The following is an 18,087-nucleotide window of genomic DNA, read 5'->3' as shown; positions in this document are numbered from 1 at the left end:
GCACCATGCCGAACGGCGACGCGATCAACTCGTCCTCGACATTCGACTCCATCCGCTCCTTCTACGAGGACGACCCCGCCTGGTCGAAGATCGAGGCGTATCTCGCGGGCGGTGCGGTGCCGTCCTTCACCTACCACCGGTTCTGGGCCCAGGCAGACATCGCCCTGGCCATGGGCTCGTACGCGGAACTCCTCGAGTAGTCCCCCCGCTGAGGCTCCGTGTGCGCGACCCCGTCACAAGGAGACGGGGTCACCCGCCGGGCGGTCCCCACCACCCGGGGGCCGCCCGGTGACCACCTGCTTCTCCGCCGCTCAATGAGCCCGTAGGCCGTGAGCGCGGAGAGGCACCACGGTGCTCGCCCACCTGTGACCCACCACGCCTCCGCCCCAGCAGACAGCATCGGAGGGGACGGCATGAATGAGACCCGGCCAGAACAACGCGTCGCGGCGCGAGGCCGCGCACCGGAGGGGCATCGAGTTGTCTCTCGCCTTAACGACCTGCAGTTACGGGCCTCGCTCAAGAGGCCCACGGGCACCATCTTGTCAGGTGCATGATCCTCTCCTACAGTCCCTTCGAAGAAGAAATTGGGAGCGCTCCCATTCTGACCGTCGCTCTTCTCCCCCCTTCTCTCCCCCACACACATCCATTGCGGAGGAGCCGCATGCAACCACTACGTCACCAAGCCCGCAGGGTGCGCGCCGTGTCCGGTGCGCTTCTCACCTCACTCGCCGCGCTGGCGGCGCTTCTCACCGGCGCTTCGACGTCGCACGCCGACACAACGATCTGCGAGCAGTTCGGCTCCACGACCATCCAGGGTCGTTACGTCGTGCAGAACAACCGTTGGGGGATCAACCAGCCCCAGTGCATCACCGTCACGGATTCGGGCTTCAGGGTCACCCAGGCCGACGGTTCGGTCCCGACGAACGGCGCTCCGAAGTCCTACCCGTCCGTGTACAACGGCTGCCACTACACCAACTGCTCCCCCGGCACAAACCTCCCAGCGCGGCTGAGCTCCATCGCCGACGCTCCCACGAGCATCTCCTACAGCTACGTGGGCGGCGACGCCGCGTACAACGCCTCGTACGACATATGGCTGGACCCGACGCCCCGCACCGACGGTGTGAACCGGACCGAGATCATGATCTGGCTCAACAAGGTGGGTTCGATCCAGCCCATCGGCTCCCAGGTCGGCACGGCGAGCATCGGCGGTCGCACCTGGCAGGTGTGGTCGGGCAGCAACGGCTCCAACGACGTGCTGTCCTTCGTCGCGCCGTCGGCGATCGACAGCTGGAGCTTCAACGCGATGGACTTCGTCCGGCAGGCCGTCTCCCGCGGACTCGCGCAGAACGACTGGTACCTGACGAGCGTTCAGGCAGGCTTCGAGCCGTGGCGGAACGGCGCTGGACTGGCGGTGAACTCCTTCTCCTCAACCGTCAACCTCGGTGGCGGCACCCCCGGCGACCCCGGCACTCCCAGCGGACCCGCGGCATGCAAGGTGGCCTACAGCACCAGCGTGTGGCAGGGCGGATTCACCGCCGATGTCACCTTGACCAATACCGGCTCCTCGCCGGTCAACGGCTGGAATCTCGCGTTCACGCTGCCCGCAGGGCAGACGATCACCAGCGCGTGGAACGCCGGGATCTCTCCGTCGTCGGGAGCGGTCAAAGCCGGCAACCTGGCGCACAATGCGTCTCTTGCACCCGGTGACCGGGTGTCCTTCGGCTTCCAGGCCTCCTACAACGGCAGCTTCGCCAAGCCGTCCGCCTTCAGCCTGAACGGCACTTCCTGCACGGCCGCGTGACGCATTCACGATGATTCACCCGACCCGGGCCGACCGCCTCACTGCCGAGCGCACACCGGACTCGAGCCGAATCTGCCCACCCGGGACCCGCCCGCCAGGCTCGTGCCTGACGGGCGGTCCCGCTTCCGATGGCCCCCACACAGCCGTCCAGGTCGCCGACGGCGATTGCGTTGATCTCGAAGATGCAGATCTCACCGCTGTCCCCCTGCGACAGATGCTCCGTCCCCACCAGCCACGCCGCGAGCATGCGCCTCTCTTCCTGGCCCGAAGCGCCTGAACGCGACGGCGTGCAGAGCGCAAGCACTCATGACTGAGATGAACCTGATGCCCTCTTGGCCAACAGAGCACGGTCACGCCTGGAATCCGTGTGCCCCGTACCTCCGCCCCGTAAGATCGGATGATCTCGTGGGGGAGGTGGTCATGGGCAGGCGACGCCCGGGTACGCCAACGCTGGAAGAGGTGGCCGCTCACGCCGGCGTGGGGCGCGGCACGGTCTCCCGCGTCATCAACAACGCGGCCGGTGTGAAGGAGTCGACGCGCGAAGCCGTGCAGCGAGCCATCGAGGAACTGGGGTACGTTCCCAATCTCGCGGCCCGCTCCCTGGCCGGGCGGCGCTCCGATGCCGTCGCCCTCGTTCTGACGGAGCCCGATTGGAGGGTGTTCGCCGAGCCGTTCTTCTCGGAGATCGTCCGCTCGCTCGGGGACGCGCTGACGGACACCGGGATGCAACTGATGCTGACCCTGGTCCGCTCCGACACCGAGCGCAAGCGCTTCCTGGAATACGCCCGAGGCGGGCGGGTCGATGGAGTCCTGCTGTTGTCCGTGCACGCGGGAGACCGGCTGCCGGACATGCTCGCCGAGGCTCGGTTGCCGACCGTGATGCTGGGGCGCCGCTCGGGCGACGAGTATGTCAGTTACGTGGACGCTGACAACGTGGGCGGTGCCCGCAGCGCCGTCTCCCATCTGCTGGCACGGGGCCGCGGGGTGATCGCCACCATCACGGGGCCCCTGGACATGTACGTCGCCCAGTGCCGACTGCGGGGCTATCGGGATGCTCTGACGCTGGCCGGCCTGACGTACGAGGAGTCCTTGGTCGTCGAGGGTGACTTCACGGAGGACAGTGGGCGCCGCGCCATGGCGGAACTGCTCCAGCGGCGCCCGGAGATCGACGGTGTCCTCGCCGCGTCGGACACCACGGCGGTGGGGGCTCTGCATGCACTGAGGGCGGCGGGGCGGCGGGTCCCGGAGGACGTCGCAGTGATCGGTTTCGACGACTTTCCACTGGCTCAGCGCACCGAGCCGCGCCTGACCGCGGTGCGTCAGCCGCTGGAGGAGATGGGGCGGGCCATGATCCGGCTGCTGCTGGAGGACATGGAGGAGCCCTCGGTGGCCTACCGCCACGTCATCCTCCGTACGGAGCTGCAGGTCCGTGAGTCGACCTGAAGAGCGTCCGCACCCGCCGGGTGACCCGAAACCGAGACTGCCGCCAAGGGTTTTGGGAGCGCTCCCGTTGGCTGTGTCGCGTTGGCCGGTCCAACGATTCGGGTGCACCGCCCCGCCAGGCGCCTGCCCCCCCAATCCCCCCAATCCGGCCGCTACGTGTGCCCGATGACGATGACGTGCAGCGTCCGCGGGCCGTGCCCGCCTTCCACGCAGTACACATGGCGCCCTTCTCAAGCCCCAGCGGAGAAGGCCAGGGCGTGGCCCTCGAGTGCGTCGCCTCACGGGCACAGGACGTCGTCCGCGTGGTCCAGGACGCCCGGGACTCGGTACGCGGGGTGGTCGAGGGCCGTAAGGGCGACGTCCACGTCCTGACCGTGCGGTCCGTCGCCTCGGGCATCCTGTCCCTCCGCGGCAGGCCGGCACCCGGCGTACCCCTCGACAGTGCTGCGGCTGCACGACCACTCACACCGCCGGGGCCTCGAAGGGGCCATGCGCTGCGGGCAGGGCGACATCGCGGTCGGTGCACGACCCCACCCGTGGGAAGGTCCGATCCATTCCCTCGGGTACGAGGAGGTGGTGCTGATCGGCTCTGCCGAGTACCCGGCGGACGCATCAGCGAGCCCGGCCGAACCGGCCGCTGCCGACTGGGTGCTCTACGAGCCGAAACAGGGCATGAGCGAAGTGGTGGGCCGACTGGCGGGGCACTTCGGGTTCGGTCCGGTTCCAGAACGTCTTCGAGTGATCACGTCGTTGGGTCAGCCCTCGTCGCGCAGGCGGGCTAGTCCGCTGAGGAGTAGGTCGAGGCCGAAGGAGAACTCGTCCTCGATCGGAACCGGCAGCACCCCGGCAACGGCGACGGTGGCCGGGAACAGGTCCGGATCCACGCTCTGAAAGACGGCCGCCGACCGCGCGTCGTCGGGTTGTCCTGCGCCGCCGTGCCCGTCGACCTGTACAGCGAACCCGAGGACGTAGCGGGCCAGAGTCGCGTACGCGTATGCGGCCGTTCGAGGCGGGAACCCACTGTCGAGCAGCACCGCGACACAGTGCTCCCGCAGTGCCATGGCGTTCGGCCCCAGGGGCATCTGCTCGGCCATCAGGCGAGCCGCGTTCCGGTGCCGGACCAAGGCGCCGAACATGGTGTGCGCGACCGTGCACAGAGACCGCTCCCAGCCCATCGCGAGCAGCTCGTCGCCCTTCAGCTCCACGGCGCCGAACATGCGGTCCACGACGTGAGCGACCAGAGCTGCCCGGTTGTCGAAGTGCCGGTACAGCGTCGCCGTGCCCGAACCCAGGCGTTGGGCCAGCGTCCGCATCGTGAGAGCGTCGGAACCCTCCTCGTCCACGATCCGCAGTGCTGTGGCGACGATGCGCTCCAACGGCACCGGCGGCCGCCCCGGCGAACGCCGACCCGTTGTTGGGCCCGTCTGCGCAGGATCAGGTTCTGCCACGGAACGTCCCACCTCCTCGGACAGCACCATAACAGCAACGCCGTAGCCGATATGAAGGTCACCGACCGGGCGAGACGTGTGGTCATTCTCCCGGCACCCGACGCAGGAAAGGGTTGGTGAAGCGCCGGTCGGGGTCGAGGCAGTCGAGGGTGCTGCTGGTACGGCATGCCCCGGCATACGTGCATCGCGATGTAGGCGCTGTCGCGTCCCGATGCCGTGGACAGGATGGTGCGGCCCCGGCGGGGAAGCTGTTGGGCAATTCGGAGGAGCCTGTCTGCGACACGTACGTCGACCCGCTGCACGAACGTTTCCAGCAGGTCACCTCGGGCAAGCCGGCCCGGCCGGGCAGCGTCGACGTGGGAGCCATGACCTTCCCGCCCCAGTCGGCCACCGTCGAAGACCACGTCGACGACGCCGTGCGGGAGGACGCCGAGCCCGCAACTCCCCCCTCGAACCCGCAACCTCTCCCCGCGTTGAGACAGCGGGCCAGGAGCGGTACAGGGACAGTGCGACGGATGCCCCCACCCTCGGCAGCTTCCGCGAGGAGCCGTGGTGGACCTGCCCTCCCGGACCGAATTTCCGCAGGAGTTCTCCCGAGAGCCGAAGCATTGACGGGAAACGCCAACGGCACCTTCGCTCCCTTGAGGGTCGCGCGTGTTACGGACGACGCCTCGACGAACCCGGTGTACAGGTCATGGAACCGCACGCCGCCCTGCAGGACCCCTCTCCTGCCGGACAGCGACTGCACGGGCCTTGACACCCGCTCGAGCGACGCCGAACAATTCCCGCTGCAAGCACGTGAATGAAACGATTCAAATCCTCGCGTCCCACAGACCTCTCTTGCAAGGCCCCCAGGACGCCCCTCCCCCACCGTCACCGCACATCGTCAGCAGGAGCCCGCATGTCCTCTGTAACGCGTCGGTCCGTCCTGTACTCGGCCATAGCCGTGGCGCTCACGCCCGCCCTCGGTTCGGGGCTGCTACCAGGGCTCGCCACCGCGGCGTCGGCCGCCGTCTCCTGGACCGCACAGTGGATCTGGGCTCCGTCCAGTTCGGCGAACCAGTGGGTGGCGTTCCGCAGATCGTTCGCCTTGGGCTCCGCGCCGTCCAAGGCGGTGACGCGGATCGCGGCGGACTCCAAGTACTGGCTGTGGGTCAACGGCACGCTCGTCGTCTTCGACGGGCAGCTCAAGCGCGGCCCCAACCGCACCGGCACCTACTACGACGAGATCGACCTCGCCCCGTACCTGAAGAGCGGCAGCAACACGGTGGCGCTGCTGGTGTGGTATTTCGGAAAGCAGGGCTTCTCGCACAACAGCAGCGGCAAGGGGGGCCTGCTGTTCCAGTCCGACATCACCACCGGTGCCACCACCACCCGGGTCGTCAGCGACACCAGCTGGAAGCACGTCGTCCACCCGGGCTACTCCAACGACACCAGCGGCACCCAGGTCAACTTCCGCCTGCCCGAGTCGAACATCCACTACGACGCCCGCAACGCCACCGCCATGACCGCCTGGGAGTCGGCCGGCTTCGACGACAGCGTGTGGAGTGCCCCCACCGCGTTCGGAGCCGCCGGTACCGCGCCCTGGAACGATCTCGTCCGGCGGCCGGTCCCCCAGTTCCGGTACTCGGGCCTGAAGTCCTACAGCAACGCGCCGTCGCTGCCGTCCACGGGACAGGGCGCCACCGCCGTCACGGCCACCTTGCCCTCGAACCTCCAGGTCACGCCGTACCTGAAGGTGGATGCTCCGGCCGGCGCGGTGATCGGCATGCAGACCGACCACTACTCCGACGGCGATGGCCTGACCGGCCTCACACCAGGGGCGGAGAACAACATCCGCGCCACCTACGTCTGCGCGGGCGGGGTCCAGGAGTTCGAGGCCCTGGCATGGATGAGCGGCACGGCCGTGCGGTACACGATCCCCGCGGGCGTCACCATCCTGGATCTGAAGTACCGGGAGTCCGGCTACGACACCGACTTCGCCGGCTCCTTCAGCAGCAGTGAGGCCTTCTTCGACACCCTGTGGGGCAAAGCGGCCCGCACGATGTACGTCAACATGCGCGACACCTACATGGACTGCCCCACCCGCGAGCGCGCCCAGTGGTGGGGCGATGTGGTCAACCAGCTCAAAGAAGGCTTCTACACCTTCGACACCCGCTCCCACGCCCTCGGCGCCAAGGCCGTCGCCGAGCTGACCGCCTGGCAGAAGCCCGGCGGTGCGCTCTACTCGCCGATGCCGTCCACCATCTGGACCGCTGAACTGCCCGTCCAGATGCTCGCCTCGGTGTGGGCCTTCGGCACGTACCACCTCTACACCGGCAACACCGACGCCGTCACCAGCGCCTACCCGGCAGTGAAGACGTACCTGAACCTGTGGAGCCTGGACTCGGCCGGGCTGGTCAATCACCGCGCCGGGGACTGGGACTGGGAGGACTGGGGCAGCAACATCGACGCCCGCGTCCTGGACAACTGCTGGTACTACCTGGCCCTCGACACGGCCATCACCCTCGCCGGGCTCAGCGGCAACAGCGGCGACGTCACCGCCTGGCAGGCCAAGCGCGACAGCATCAAGGCCAACTTCGACCGCGTTCTGTGGGACTCCTCGAGGAACGAATACCGCTCACCCGGCTACCGCGGCGACACCGACGACCGCGCCAATGGTCTCGCCGTCGTCGCCGGCCTCGCGCCCGCCTCCCACCACCAGGCGATCACCGAGGTGTTGCGAACCCACCTCAACGCCAGCCCCTACATGGAGTTCTACGTCCTGGAGGCGCTCTACCTCATGGGCGCGGCCACCGTCGCCGAGGAGCGCATGCGCAACCGCTACGCCGCCCAGGTCGCCGACCCCGCCTGCTACACCCTGTGGGAGATATGGGACAAGGCGGGCGGCACCGACAACCACGCCTGGAACGGCGGCCCTCTGTACGCCCTGTCCGCCTATGCCGCCGGCGTCCGTCCCACCAAGCCCGGCTGGGAGACGTATGACGTCATCCCGCAGACCGGCACCCTCACGAAGATCAACACGGTCACGCCGACCGTCAAGGGCGACATCCGCTTCGGCATCACGCGCGACGGCGACCAGGTCACCCTGACCCTCACTTCCCCGAGCGCGACGACCGCGCGGGTGGGTGTCCCGACGTACCGCGGCTCCTCACCGGTCATCAAGGCCAACGGCACCACCGTCTTCACCGGCGGCGCCCCCGCCGGCAGCGTCTCCGGCCTCGGCTACGCGAGCAAGGACTCGTCCTACGTCTACTTCACCCTCCAGCCCGGCAGCTGGACGTTCACGGTCACGGGCGCCGGCCGCCTGGACGACCTCGCCCTCGGTCGGCCGGTCTCCAGCAACAACAGCCTGGAGAACGGCGACTGGGGCAAGACCCGGCTCACCGACGGCAAGCTCACCAGCCTGCCCGGCTCCAAGGGGTACACCAGCAACGACTTCCCCTCCGCCGACGTCAGCGCGAACCCCGTCTGGGTGGAGATCGACCTTGGCGCCGACACCGACCTCGACGCCGTACGGCTCTTCCCCCGCACCGACACCCCGGCGGTCGGCGGCGGCACAGCGGGCTTCCCCGTCGACTTCACGATCCAGACCCGCCCCGACGGAGCCGGCACCTACACCACCGTCCGCACGATCACCGCCGAGCCCAACCCGGGTGGGCTCGTGCAGACGTACGGCTTCAAAACCACGACCGCCCGCTACGTACGACTGCAGGCCACCAAACTCGGCACCCCGCCCGTCGACGAGACCACCAAGTACCGCCTCCAGCTCGCCGAACTCACCGTCCCCACCGCCGCGACCACCGTCACCGCCAACTACACCCTGGAGAACGGCGACTGGGGCAAGACCCGTGTGCTCGACGGCACCACCACCAGCGTGCCCGGTTCCAAGGGCTTCACCAGCATCGACTTCCCCTCCGCGGACGTCAGCGCCGGTCCGGTGTGGATCGAGGTCGACCTCGGCGCCGACCGGTCCATCGGCTCCGTCACCCTCCGCCCCCGCACCGACGCCGGCGCGGTCGGAGGCGGCACAGCGGGCTTTCCCGTCGACTTCACCATCCAGACCCGCTCCGATGGGGCCGGCACCTACACCACCGCCCGCACCATCACCGCCGAACCCGACCCTGGCGGAGCCGCTCGGACCTACACCCTCACGTCCGCGGGCGGCCGCTACGTACGCCTGAAGGTCTCGAAGCTCGGCAAGCCCGCCTCGGACGAGGCCACGAGGTACCGCCTCCAGCTCGCCGAGATCAACGTCAGGTAGCAGACCATCCCGGAACGGCAGGCGGTGCAGGTTCTTCACCACGACCTCACCGCCTTCTCCGTGAGGGGCGCCGTGGACCCGCGCCCCACCCGTCGGCGCGTCAACCCTGAGGCGTACCGGTGGCAGGCACCGGTGGAACCGCGGTATCACTCGGGTGGTGGAGTGTCCCCCGTGGTCCCAGAGTTGTGAGGTCACCGGATTCCTCGGCCCCGACGGTGCCGGCAAATGGCGGCCTCGCCCTTGACAGTCAGGGCTCGGAATACTGGGCAGAGATGTGGGGGCCCGGCCGCGGCCGGGCCCCCGGAGGGGGGTCAGTTGACCCGCACGACCTGCCACAGTTCGTCATCGGCGCCGTTGTCCGCCGACTGGACGATCAGCGCGCCGTTGGCGGTGGAGGCGGATGCTACGTCCGCCACCAGGCCGCCGACGGAGTTGACGAGCTTGTAGTAGCCGCCTCCCGCATCGGTGAGCGTCCACTTCTGGGAGTTCGCGCCCGACGACGCGTTCTGGACGACGGCCGCTCCTGACGACGTAGAGCCGCTGTTGTCGAGGTACAGACCGCTGTTGACGTTCTTCACGGTCCACGCCCCGCCGCTGACCGGCTGGAAGGTCCACAGCTGGCAGTTGTTGGCGGTGTTCACCCACTGGCCCGCCTGCTTGCCCGCGGTGGTGGAGGCGCCGGGGATCTCCAGGAACTTGCCGCTGTTCTTGTTGACCAGCCGGTACTGGCCGGTGGACAGGGTGGGCAGGGCGGTCTGGGTGAGGTTCCAGCGCTGGCAGGCGCAGCCGGTGTCGGACCACTGCCCGGCGGCGGTGCCGACGGTGGTGGAGGCGCTGGGAATCTCCAGGTACTTGCCGCTGATCCGGTTGGTCGCGGTGAAGCCGCCCGCCGGGTTCGGGGCGATGGCCCACTCGTGGTCGAGGGTGCCGTTGTCGTCCCACTGCACGACCTTGGCTCCGTTGGCCGTGGACTGGTTCTGCACGCCCAGAACCTTGCCGCCGGCCACGTTGAAAATCTTGAAGTAGCCGGACGTCTGCTGGACGAACTTCCACTTCTGGTCGCTCGCATTGTCGGAGTTCTGCTGGGTGGCACTCACGCCGTTGGTCGTGGAACCGCCGACGATCGTCAGCATGAGATGGCTGCCCGCGTTGGACATGGTGTAGGTGGCGCCGTCGGAGATACCGCCGCCCAGGTCCATCGTGCCGTAGGTGATCGGGTTGAGGCCGGTGCTGGTGAGGTGGCCGCCGCTGAGGACCAGCAGGCTGTGGCCGTCGGCCAGCGGGAGCAGGCCGCGGCTGTAGCCGCCGGGGACAGTGGATGCGATGCGTGTCCACTGACCGGCCGCGCCGTTCTGCGTGTTCAGGAAGAGGTCGGTGCTGCTGTTGGCGCTGACCACCAGGGTGCCGTTGGCGCCGCCGGTCGGCAGCCATGTGATGTACGGCGAGCTGGTGGGCACGGTGCCGTCGGTCGCCTTGAGGGCGATGCCGGTGGCGGAGCCGAACGCCTCCGGGTTGGAGGAGATCTTGTAGTAGACGGCGAAGCCGCCCTCGGGAGCACCCCAGAACTCGTACGTCATCACGTAGTCGCCGTTGGGCAGCCTGGCGATCACGGGCATGCCCGGCCGGTCTCCGTACGTCGAGGTGGCCACGTCATCGACCACGGAGCCCCAGGTCAGGCCATCCGTGGAGACCTGGTGGACGATCTTCTGGCCGTGGTTGGGGTCACGCTGGTCGGAGTAGTACACGATCAGCTTCGAGCCGGACACCATCAGGAACGGCTCCCACACCGGGGTCTTGCCGTTGGTGGGGTCGGCCTCGCCGCCCTTGGCGATGGAGCTGACGTACGTCCAGCTGACGCCGTGGTCGGTGCTCGCGTACAGGTCCAGCTCGGTGGACGACAGGTCGTTCGGAATGGAGTTGCCGGCCGCGAGGATCGTGCCGGCCGGGAAGTTGCCGATCTGCGTGGGCAGTTCGTAGAGGAACGGCTGGTAGCGGTTGCCGAAGCCGTTGTGGGTGTCGCTGATGCTGGAGATCTGGGTCCAGCTGTTGCCGTTGTCGGTGCTGCGGTAGATCGGGAAGACGGGGGTGCCCGAGCTGTACTGCTCGAAGGTGGCGAGCAGGGTTCCGTTGGAGGATCCGCTGTTCTGCAGGCGCAGGGCGCGTGGGTAGAGCGAACCGGGGGACGGGGCGTTCGACGGCGGGGTGTACATCGTCTGCGAGGCGCGCGAGATCGCGTGTGCCTGGCCGGAGGCGGGCAGGACGAGCGCGGCGGCGGCTGCGAGCAGGGCCAGCAGCAGAGTGATCGCCTGGGTGCGGGGTACGGCGCGGAGTCTGGCGCCTTCCCTGGTGGTGGACATGGGCGGCTCCCAAGGAATGTCCGGGAAGAGGGGGTGGTGCGGGTCCCGCCGCTCCGCTCGAGGAGGAGGAAGAGGGGTGGAAACGGCGGGTGTCCGAGGGGGTGGGTCAGCCGGCGCGGTGCAGCCGGATGACGTTCCAGGAGACGGGCGGCAGGCTCGCGGTGAGGCGGCCGTCGGTGACCGAACCGGTGCCGGCGGTGTACGGCCGGACCCGCTCCGGGTCGTCCTGGGTGTTGGCGGCGCGGATGTCGGGGTCGCTCAGCACCGAGTGCTCGACCGGCGTGTAGCCGGGGAACGCCCGCAGGTCGAGGGCGAGTTCGACGTTCTCGCTCTGGTGCCGGTTGACGGCGAAGACGGTGAGCTCGTCGGCGCCGTCGGCCTCCGCGAGGTGCGTGGCCACGGCGTCGACGACGGAGACCTCGCCGAAGCGATTCGTCTCATACGTCGGCGCGACCGGCTCCACCCGCAGGACCGTGCCGCGGGCGTGCCGGGCCGCCTGGGCGAAGGGGTGAAAGGTGGTCTGCCGCCAGCTGGGGCCGCCCGCCTCGCTGCGGATCGGAGCGATGACGTTGACGAGCTGGGCGAGGCAGGCGGCGGTGACGCGGTCGCTGTGCCGTAGCAGGCTGATCAGCAGCCCGCCGACGACGACGGCATCGGCGACGTTGTACTCGTCCTCGATCACGCGCGGCGCGACCGCCCACTCGGTGGGCTTCTCCGCCGCCTCGAAGCGGGAGTTGTACCAGACGTTCCACTCGTCGAAGGAGAGGTTGATGCGCTTCTTGCGGCGCAGCTTGGCCCGGATGTGGTCGGCGGTGGCGACCACCGAGTCGACGAAGTGGTCCATGTCGACCCCTGAGGCCAGGAAGCTGCCGAGGTCACCGTCGAGTTCCTCGTAGTAGGCGTGGCAGGAGATGTAGTCGACCTGGTCGTACGCCTCCTCCAGGACGGTGGCCTCCCAGGCGCCGAAGGTAGGCATGGCCGAGCTGGAGCTGCCGCAGGCGACCAGTTCGAGCTTCGGATCGACCATGCGCATGGCCCGGGCGGTCTCGGCGGCGATACGGCCGTACTCCTGGGCGGTCTTGTGGCCGGTCTGCCAGGGGCCGTCCATCTCGTTGCCCAGGCACCACATGCGGATGCCGAAGGGGTCGGGGGCACCGTTCTTGATCCGCTGGTCGGACCAGGCGGTGCCGCCCGGGTGGTTGCAGTACTCCAGCAGGTCCAGGGCCTCGGCGACGCCCCGGGTGCCGAGGTTGAGGGCCATCATGGGCTCGACGCCGGCCTTCTCGGCCCAGCGGTGGAACTCGTGCAGGCCGAACGCGTTGGTCTCGGTGCTGTGCCAGGCGAGGTCGAGGCGGGTGGGACGGTCGGCGACCGGGCCGACGCTGTCCTCCCAGCGGAAGCCGGAGACGAAGTTGCCGCCGGGATAGCGCACGGCGGTCACGCCCAGCTCGCGCACCAGGTCCAGGACGTCACGGCGCAGGCCGTCCTCGTCCGCGAGGGGATGGCCGGGCTCGTAGATGCCGGTGTAGACGCAGCGGCCCATGTGCTCGACGAACGAGCCGAAGGTACGGGGACTCACGTCGGCGACGCGGAAAGCGGGGTCGACGGTCAGGGAGGCGTGCAGCATGAAGGTCGCTCCGGGAGGTGCGCGAGAAATGGGGGAGGCAAGGCTCACTTGAGGCTTCCGACGGTCAACCCGCCGCGCCAGTACCGCTGGAGGAGCAGGAAGGTGACGATCAGCGGCAGGATCGCGACCAGGGAACCCGCGATGACCAGGGTGAACAGCGCGTTGGCGCCGGACTGGATCAACGCGCCCTCGTACCAGGACTGCAGGCCGACGGTGAGCGGGAACAGCTTGTCGTTGTTCAGCATCACCAGCGGCAGGAAGAAGTTGTTCCAGGTGCCGACCATGGAGAACAGCAGCACGGTGACCAGCGCCGGCTTCAGGGTGGGCAGCGCCACCGACCACAGCACGCGCAGCTCGCCGGCCCCGTCCATGCGGGCCGCCTCCAGCAGCTCGTCCGGCAGGGACTCCTGGACGTAGACCCGTACCAGGTAGACGCCGAAGGGGTTGAGCAGCTGGGGCAGGATGACCGCCCACATGGTGTTGGTCAGCGCGACCTTGCTCAGCAGCAGATAGGTGGGGATGGCCAGTGCGGTGGCGGGCACCATGATGGCGCCGAGGAGACTGGAGAAGAGCAGGTTGCGGCCGGGGAAGCGGTACTTGGCGAAGGCGTAGCCCGCGAGGGTCGCCACGGCGGTGGCACCGACGCCGCTGACACCGGCGTAGACCGCGGTGTTGCCCATCCAGCGCAGGTACTCGCCGTCGTTGTACGTGAACAACTGCCGCAGATTGGTAAAGAAGGAGCCCGGCGAGTGGAACCAGAGGGCGGCGGTGGAGAACAGCGCGTCGTTGCCCTTGGTGGCGGCGACGACCAGCCACCAGAACGGCAGCAGGAAGTACAGGATCATCGCCACCATCACCACGTTGACGGTGACGCGTCTGCGCGCGGCGGAGGTACGGCGGACAGCGGGCAGGGCGGTGGCTGCGGCGGTCGTCACTTCAGTTCGCTCCTTTTGCGTGCGGCGAACAGGAAGATGTAGGAGCCGATGAAGACCACCGCTCCGAGGGAGAAGGAGATGGCGGCGGAGTAGTTGAACTCCGAGTACTGGAACGCCAGGTTGTAGGCGTACAGGTTCGGCGTGTAGTCCGGGGTGATCACCTGGGAGGCGCTGTGCTCCAGGACCCGCGGCTCGGTGAAGAACTGCAGGGTGCCGATGATGGTGAACATCAGCGCGAGCACCATCGCCGAGGAAATCATCGGGATCTTGATGCGCAGGGCCGTCTGCACCTGGCCGGCGCCGTCGAGCTTCGCCGCCTCGTAGACCTCACGGGGCAGGCCCTGCAGGGCGGCGTACAGGACGATCATGTTGTAGCCGGTCCACTGCCAGGTCACGATGTTGCCGAGCGAGGTCAGCATCAGACCGTGCGACAGCAGGTCGACCTTGCCGAGGCCGAGGGAGTGGCTGATCGAGTTCACCGGGCCGAAGGTCGGGCTGTACAGGAAGCCCCACATCAGGGCGCCGATCACCGCGGGGACGGCGTACGGCATGAACAGGGTCATCCGGAAGACCTTGGCGAGCCTGCTGGTGACCTCGTCGATGATCAGCGCGCCCAGCAGGGCGAGGCCGAGCATCAGCGGGATCTGCACCACACCGAAGACGACGACTCTGCGCACGCCGGACAGGAACTGCGGGTCGGTGAAGGTCTGTTCGTAGTTGGCGAACCAGCTGAAGTGGTCGCCGCCGACCAGGGTGGAGGTCCTCAGGCTGAGCCAGAAGGCGTAGGACAGGGGGGCCACCAGGAAGGCCAGGAAGAGCAGGAGGAACGGGCTGACCAGCAGCAGGCCCATGCCCTTGTGCCGGGTGCGGGCGGACAGCCCGCCGGGGCGCCGGCCCGCCACGGGAGTGCGAAGCTCCCTCGCGGGGACGGCACTCGGCGGTGCCGTCGCGGTGGATCCCTGCTGTCGGAGCAGGCTCATCACTTCTCCTTGCGCGCGGTGCGGGCCCCTGCCGGCGGCGGAGCTGTCGGGCGCGGGCGCGCCGGCGGGGGCGGTGGGGGTCGGGACTCGGGCCGGTTACTTGCTGACCTTGAAGCCCTGCTTGCTCGCGTAGGAGGTCACCTGCTGCTGGACGTTGTCGTTGACGGACGACCAGGCGGTCTTGCCCTGGAGGGCCTTGCCCACTTCACTGGTGTCGGTGTTGTAGGCGTAGTCCTGGAACGGGCTCCAGTCGAAGGTCGAGATGCCGTTCGCGGCGGGCACGAACACCGAGTTGATCTGCTGGCCGCCGAAGAAGTCGTACTTCTTGGACTTGAAGTACGCCCCGTTGAGGACCGGGTTGGACAGCGGGAAAAGGTACGCCTGGTCGATACCGATCTTCCAGGCCGCCTGGGAGGTGCCGAACAGCTCCCGGGCGACCTCGGTGGCCTCCTTGGGGTGCTTGGTCTGCGAGGTCACCGAGAAGCTCGAACCGCCCCAGTCGCCCTGGGCGTTGTCGCCCGCGTTCCACTGCGGCAGCGGGGCGACCCGCCACTTGCCCGAGGTCTTCGCGGCGACGCTGGAGAGGTAGCCCGGCCCCCAGCCGGCCGCGATGTAGGTGGCGTACTTGCCGCTGCTCAGGCCGTTGTAGAAGTCCGTGGTGGCGTACGACTGGGTGTCGACCAGCTTGTTCTTGACCAGGTCGCCCCAGTACTCGTACACCTTCTTGGCGTTGTCGTCGTTGAGCTTGACCCCGATGTCGGGCAGCTTGCTCGCCGAGTACGTGTAGGGGCGGGAGCCGGCCTGCCACGTCAGGCCCTGACGCCAGCCGGCGGCCGTCTCGTCACTGCCGAAGTCGGTCATGTAGGCGCTCGGGTCGGCCTTGTGCAGCTTGACGGCCTCCTCCTTGAACTCCGCCCAGGTGGTCGGCACCTTGAGGTGGTACTTCTTGAAGAGGTCGGCCCGGTACATCATCGCCATCGGGCCGCCGTCGACCGGGATGGCGTAGACGTGGTCGCCGTCGGAGGCCTGGTTCCAGGCCCAGGACACGTAGTTGCCCTTGTCGGCGTCGGCGCCGTACTTGCCCATGTCGAGCAGGCCCTTGGTGAGCTGGATGGTCGGCAGTTCCTGGAACTCCAGCATGACGACGTCCGGGGCGCCCTGGCCTGCCTTGAGCGCGGTCTTCAGCTTGGTGTACTCGTCCTGGCCGACGCCCGCCTGCACCCAGTCGACCTGGACGTCCTTGTGGGTCTTGTTGAACTCGGCCACGACCTGCTTGAACTGCGGGTACCAGGCCCACACCTTGATGTGCACGGGACCGCTCTGCGCACCACTGGAGCTGCCGCCCCCGCCGCCGCAGGCCGCGAGGAGCACGCCGGCGAGGGCGGCGGACGTCGCTGCGAACGCTGTTCGGCGGACGGAACGGAGCTGGGGCTTTCTGCTGGACGACATGAGCGATCTCCTGGATGTGGTGCCCGAGGGCAGGACGGAGCACGGGAGGTGCGTGGGTGCAGGGCGGTGCAGGGAGGTGCGCCGGGCACACGGAGTACCGGCGTGAGGCCGTGAAGGGGGCGGGGGCGTGCGGGCACGCCGGCGCGGGTGACGGGCGGGCGCTTCGGGCGCGAAGCGCTCAGGGGGTTGCCCGCCTACGGATGCGGCGGGCAGACGTCGGTCGACGCGGGAGTGTGGGCGTGCGTGACGTCGGCGAGAGGGGAGGGACGGCTCGTTGATCAGCGCGGCGTGCGCGCCGGACGACGGCTCAGACCGCGGTGAGTAAAGAGTGATGCCCCATCAGGACGGGTGCGGCTCCCGGCCCGTGAGTGGTTGCTGGTCCCACTGCGGCTCCTACTGTTCATCCCCGGGATCGCTCTCGGGGATCCGGTCCGCGGCGCGGTGACGTCACGGTCCCCTGGGTACCTGATCCGCTTGGACCAGGCCCTTCTGCTACGCTCTGCAGCGCTGCAAAAGTGTTAACCGAGAAGTTGCCGCGCTGCAAGAGGCGTAGGCGACTCTTGAGGGAAAATTCCAGCGCTGAAACCGACATCCGGGATGAAGGTGACATATGGCAAAGGGCGTTACGCTCCGCGACGTCGCGGAGCTCGCCGGCGTCTCCAGCCGGACCGTGTCCAACGTGGTCAACGGCTACGCGCCCGTCGCCGAGGCCACCCGGGTCCGGGTTCAGCAGGCCGTCGACAAGCTCGGCTACCGGCCGAACGTGCTGGCCCGCAACCTCGCCGCGGGGCGCTCGGGCCAGATCGCCGTCGTGGTGCCCTACCTGGACACGCCGTACTTCGCCGAACTGCTGCAGGGCATCATCCGCGCGGCCCGCGTCCAGGGCTACAACGTCCTGATCGACCAGACGGACGGTGACGCCGAGCACGAGAAGCTGTTCCTCAGCCGCGGCTCCCAGCACCTGCTGTTCGACGGGGTCATCTTCAGCCCGCTCGGCCTCGCCCAGTCCGACCTGTCGGAGCGGGATCCGAGCCTGCCGCTCGTCGTGCTCGGTGAGCGGGTGAGCGACGGCGGTTTCGACCACGTAGGCATCGACGACGTGGCCGCCTCCCTGGAGGCGACCGAGCATCTGCTCGGCCTCGGCCGGCGCCGCGTCGCCGCGATCGGCGACCAGCCCTACCGCACCGGTGAGGCGGCCCAACTGCGCACCCGTGGTTACCGGCTGGCCCATGAGCGGGCCGGCCTGCCCGTCCGCGAGGAACTCGTCGTCTCCACCCCGCGCTTCAACCGCTCCGACGGCGCGACGGCCATGGCCCACTTGCTCGACCTGGAGGAACCGCCCGACGCGGTGTTCTGCTACAGCGACCTGGTAGCCCTGGGCGCCCTGCACACTCTGGCCTCCCGCGGACTGCGCGTCCCCGAGGATGTCGCCGTCGTCGGCTACGACGACATCGAGGACGGCCGCTACTCCAATCCGTCCGTCACCACGGTCTCCCCGGACAAGAAGCTGATCGCGGAGACGGCGGTGGAACGACTGCTCAAGCGGATCGGCAGCTCGGTCCCGGTCCCGGGCCGGGAGATCCGTGCGCCGCACCGGCTGATTCCTCGAGCCAGCACCATCGGGCAACAGGCAGCCACGGCAGCTCACGCATCGACGGACGACAGGCCCAGGGCCACGTAGAGCAGTCGGCGCAGACCGTGCCAGACCTCCTATCGCATGCGCCGCCGCAAGTGCTGCGTGGAGTTCCGGCGATCACGACGACGACGGCCGCGGCGAGCATCC

At 68.6% G+C, this 18,087-nt stretch carries 11 protein-coding genes; 5 read left to right on the top strand and 6 right to left on the bottom strand.

Annotated features, from left to right (window positions below):
• The 3 genes from AB0B29_RS33930 to AB0B29_RS33920 form a co-directional block, all read left to right on the top strand.
• Positions 1–200 (top strand): glycoside hydrolase family 48 protein (locus AB0B29_RS33930; protein WP_362245921.1); only part of this gene is annotated, 200 nt, incomplete at its 5' end.
• 461 nt (positions 201–661) lie between these two features.
• The gene (locus tag AB0B29_RS33925) at positions 662–1,801 is read left to right on the top strand and encodes a GH12 family glycosyl hydrolase domain-containing protein (RefSeq protein ID WP_362245919.1); all 1,140 of its coding nucleotides are present in this window, start codon (positions 662–664) and stop codon (positions 1,799–1,801) included.
• Between the two features lie 420 nt (positions 1,802–2,221).
• Positions 2,222–3,244: a LacI family DNA-binding transcriptional regulator gene (locus AB0B29_RS33920; protein WP_362245917.1), complete on the top strand. Its 1,023-nt coding sequence runs from the start codon at positions 2,222–2,224 to the stop codon at positions 3,242–3,244.
• Between the two features lie 755 nt (positions 3,245–3,999).
• Here AB0B29_RS33920 and AB0B29_RS33915 read toward each other — a convergent pair.
• Positions 4,000–4,626: a TetR/AcrR family transcriptional regulator gene (locus AB0B29_RS33915; RefSeq protein ID WP_362245915.1), complete on the bottom strand. Its 627-nt coding sequence runs from the start codon at positions 4,624–4,626 to the stop codon at positions 4,000–4,002.
• Positions 4,627–5,593: 967 nt separating this feature from the next.
• Here AB0B29_RS33915 and AB0B29_RS33910 point away from each other — a divergent pair.
• Complete coding sequence (locus AB0B29_RS33910) at positions 5,594–8,956, top strand: galactose-binding domain-containing protein (protein ID WP_362245913.1); 3,363 nt, start codon at positions 5,594–5,596, stop codon at positions 8,954–8,956.
• Between the two features lie 311 nt (positions 8,957–9,267).
• On the opposite strand, the gene AB0B29_RS33905 is transcribed toward AB0B29_RS33910, so the two are convergent.
• From AB0B29_RS33905 to AB0B29_RS33885, 5 genes are all read right to left on the bottom strand, one after another.
• Positions 9,268–11,313, bottom strand: a complete 2,046-nt coding sequence (locus tag AB0B29_RS33905; RefSeq protein ID WP_362245911.1) for an RICIN domain-containing protein — start codon at positions 11,311–11,313, stop codon at positions 9,268–9,270.
• A 106-nt stretch (positions 11,314–11,419) separates the two neighbouring features.
• A complete protein-coding gene (locus AB0B29_RS33900; protein ID WP_362245909.1) occupies positions 11,420–12,940 on the bottom strand; it encodes an alpha-N-arabinofuranosidase in 1,521 nt (506 codons plus the stop codon).
• A 44-nt stretch (positions 12,941–12,984) separates the two neighbouring features.
• Complete coding sequence (locus AB0B29_RS33895; protein ID WP_362245907.1) at positions 12,985–13,875, bottom strand: carbohydrate ABC transporter permease; 891 nt, start codon at positions 13,873–13,875, stop codon at positions 12,985–12,987.
• Positions 13,872–14,855, bottom strand: a complete 984-nt coding sequence (locus AB0B29_RS33890; RefSeq protein WP_362245905.1) for a carbohydrate ABC transporter permease — start codon at positions 14,853–14,855, stop codon at positions 13,872–13,874. The genes AB0B29_RS33895 and AB0B29_RS33890 overlap by 4 nt, the downstream gene beginning before the upstream one ends.
• A gap of 96 nt (positions 14,856–14,951) precedes the next feature.
• Positions 14,952–16,304, bottom strand: coding sequence for an ABC transporter substrate-binding protein (locus AB0B29_RS33885; RefSeq protein WP_362245903.1), 1,353 nt, complete (start codon positions 16,302–16,304; stop codon positions 14,952–14,954).
• 610 nt (positions 16,305–16,914) lie between these two features.
• On the opposite strand from AB0B29_RS33885, the gene AB0B29_RS33880 reads away from it, so the two are divergent.
• The gene (locus AB0B29_RS33880) at positions 16,915–17,985 is read left to right on the top strand and encodes a LacI family DNA-binding transcriptional regulator (RefSeq protein WP_362245901.1); all 1,071 of its coding nucleotides are present in this window, start codon (positions 16,915–16,917) and stop codon (positions 17,983–17,985) included.
• Positions 17,986–18,087 lie beyond the last annotated feature (102 nt).

The organism is Streptomyces tibetensis (assembly GCF_040647715.1).
GTDB classification, from domain to species: Bacteria; Actinomycetota; Actinomycetes; order Streptomycetales; family Streptomycetaceae; genus Streptomyces; species Streptomyces tibetensis_A.
Note: the sequence above shows the minus strand (reverse complement) of the source record. Positions and strands in the feature narration are given on the sequence as shown.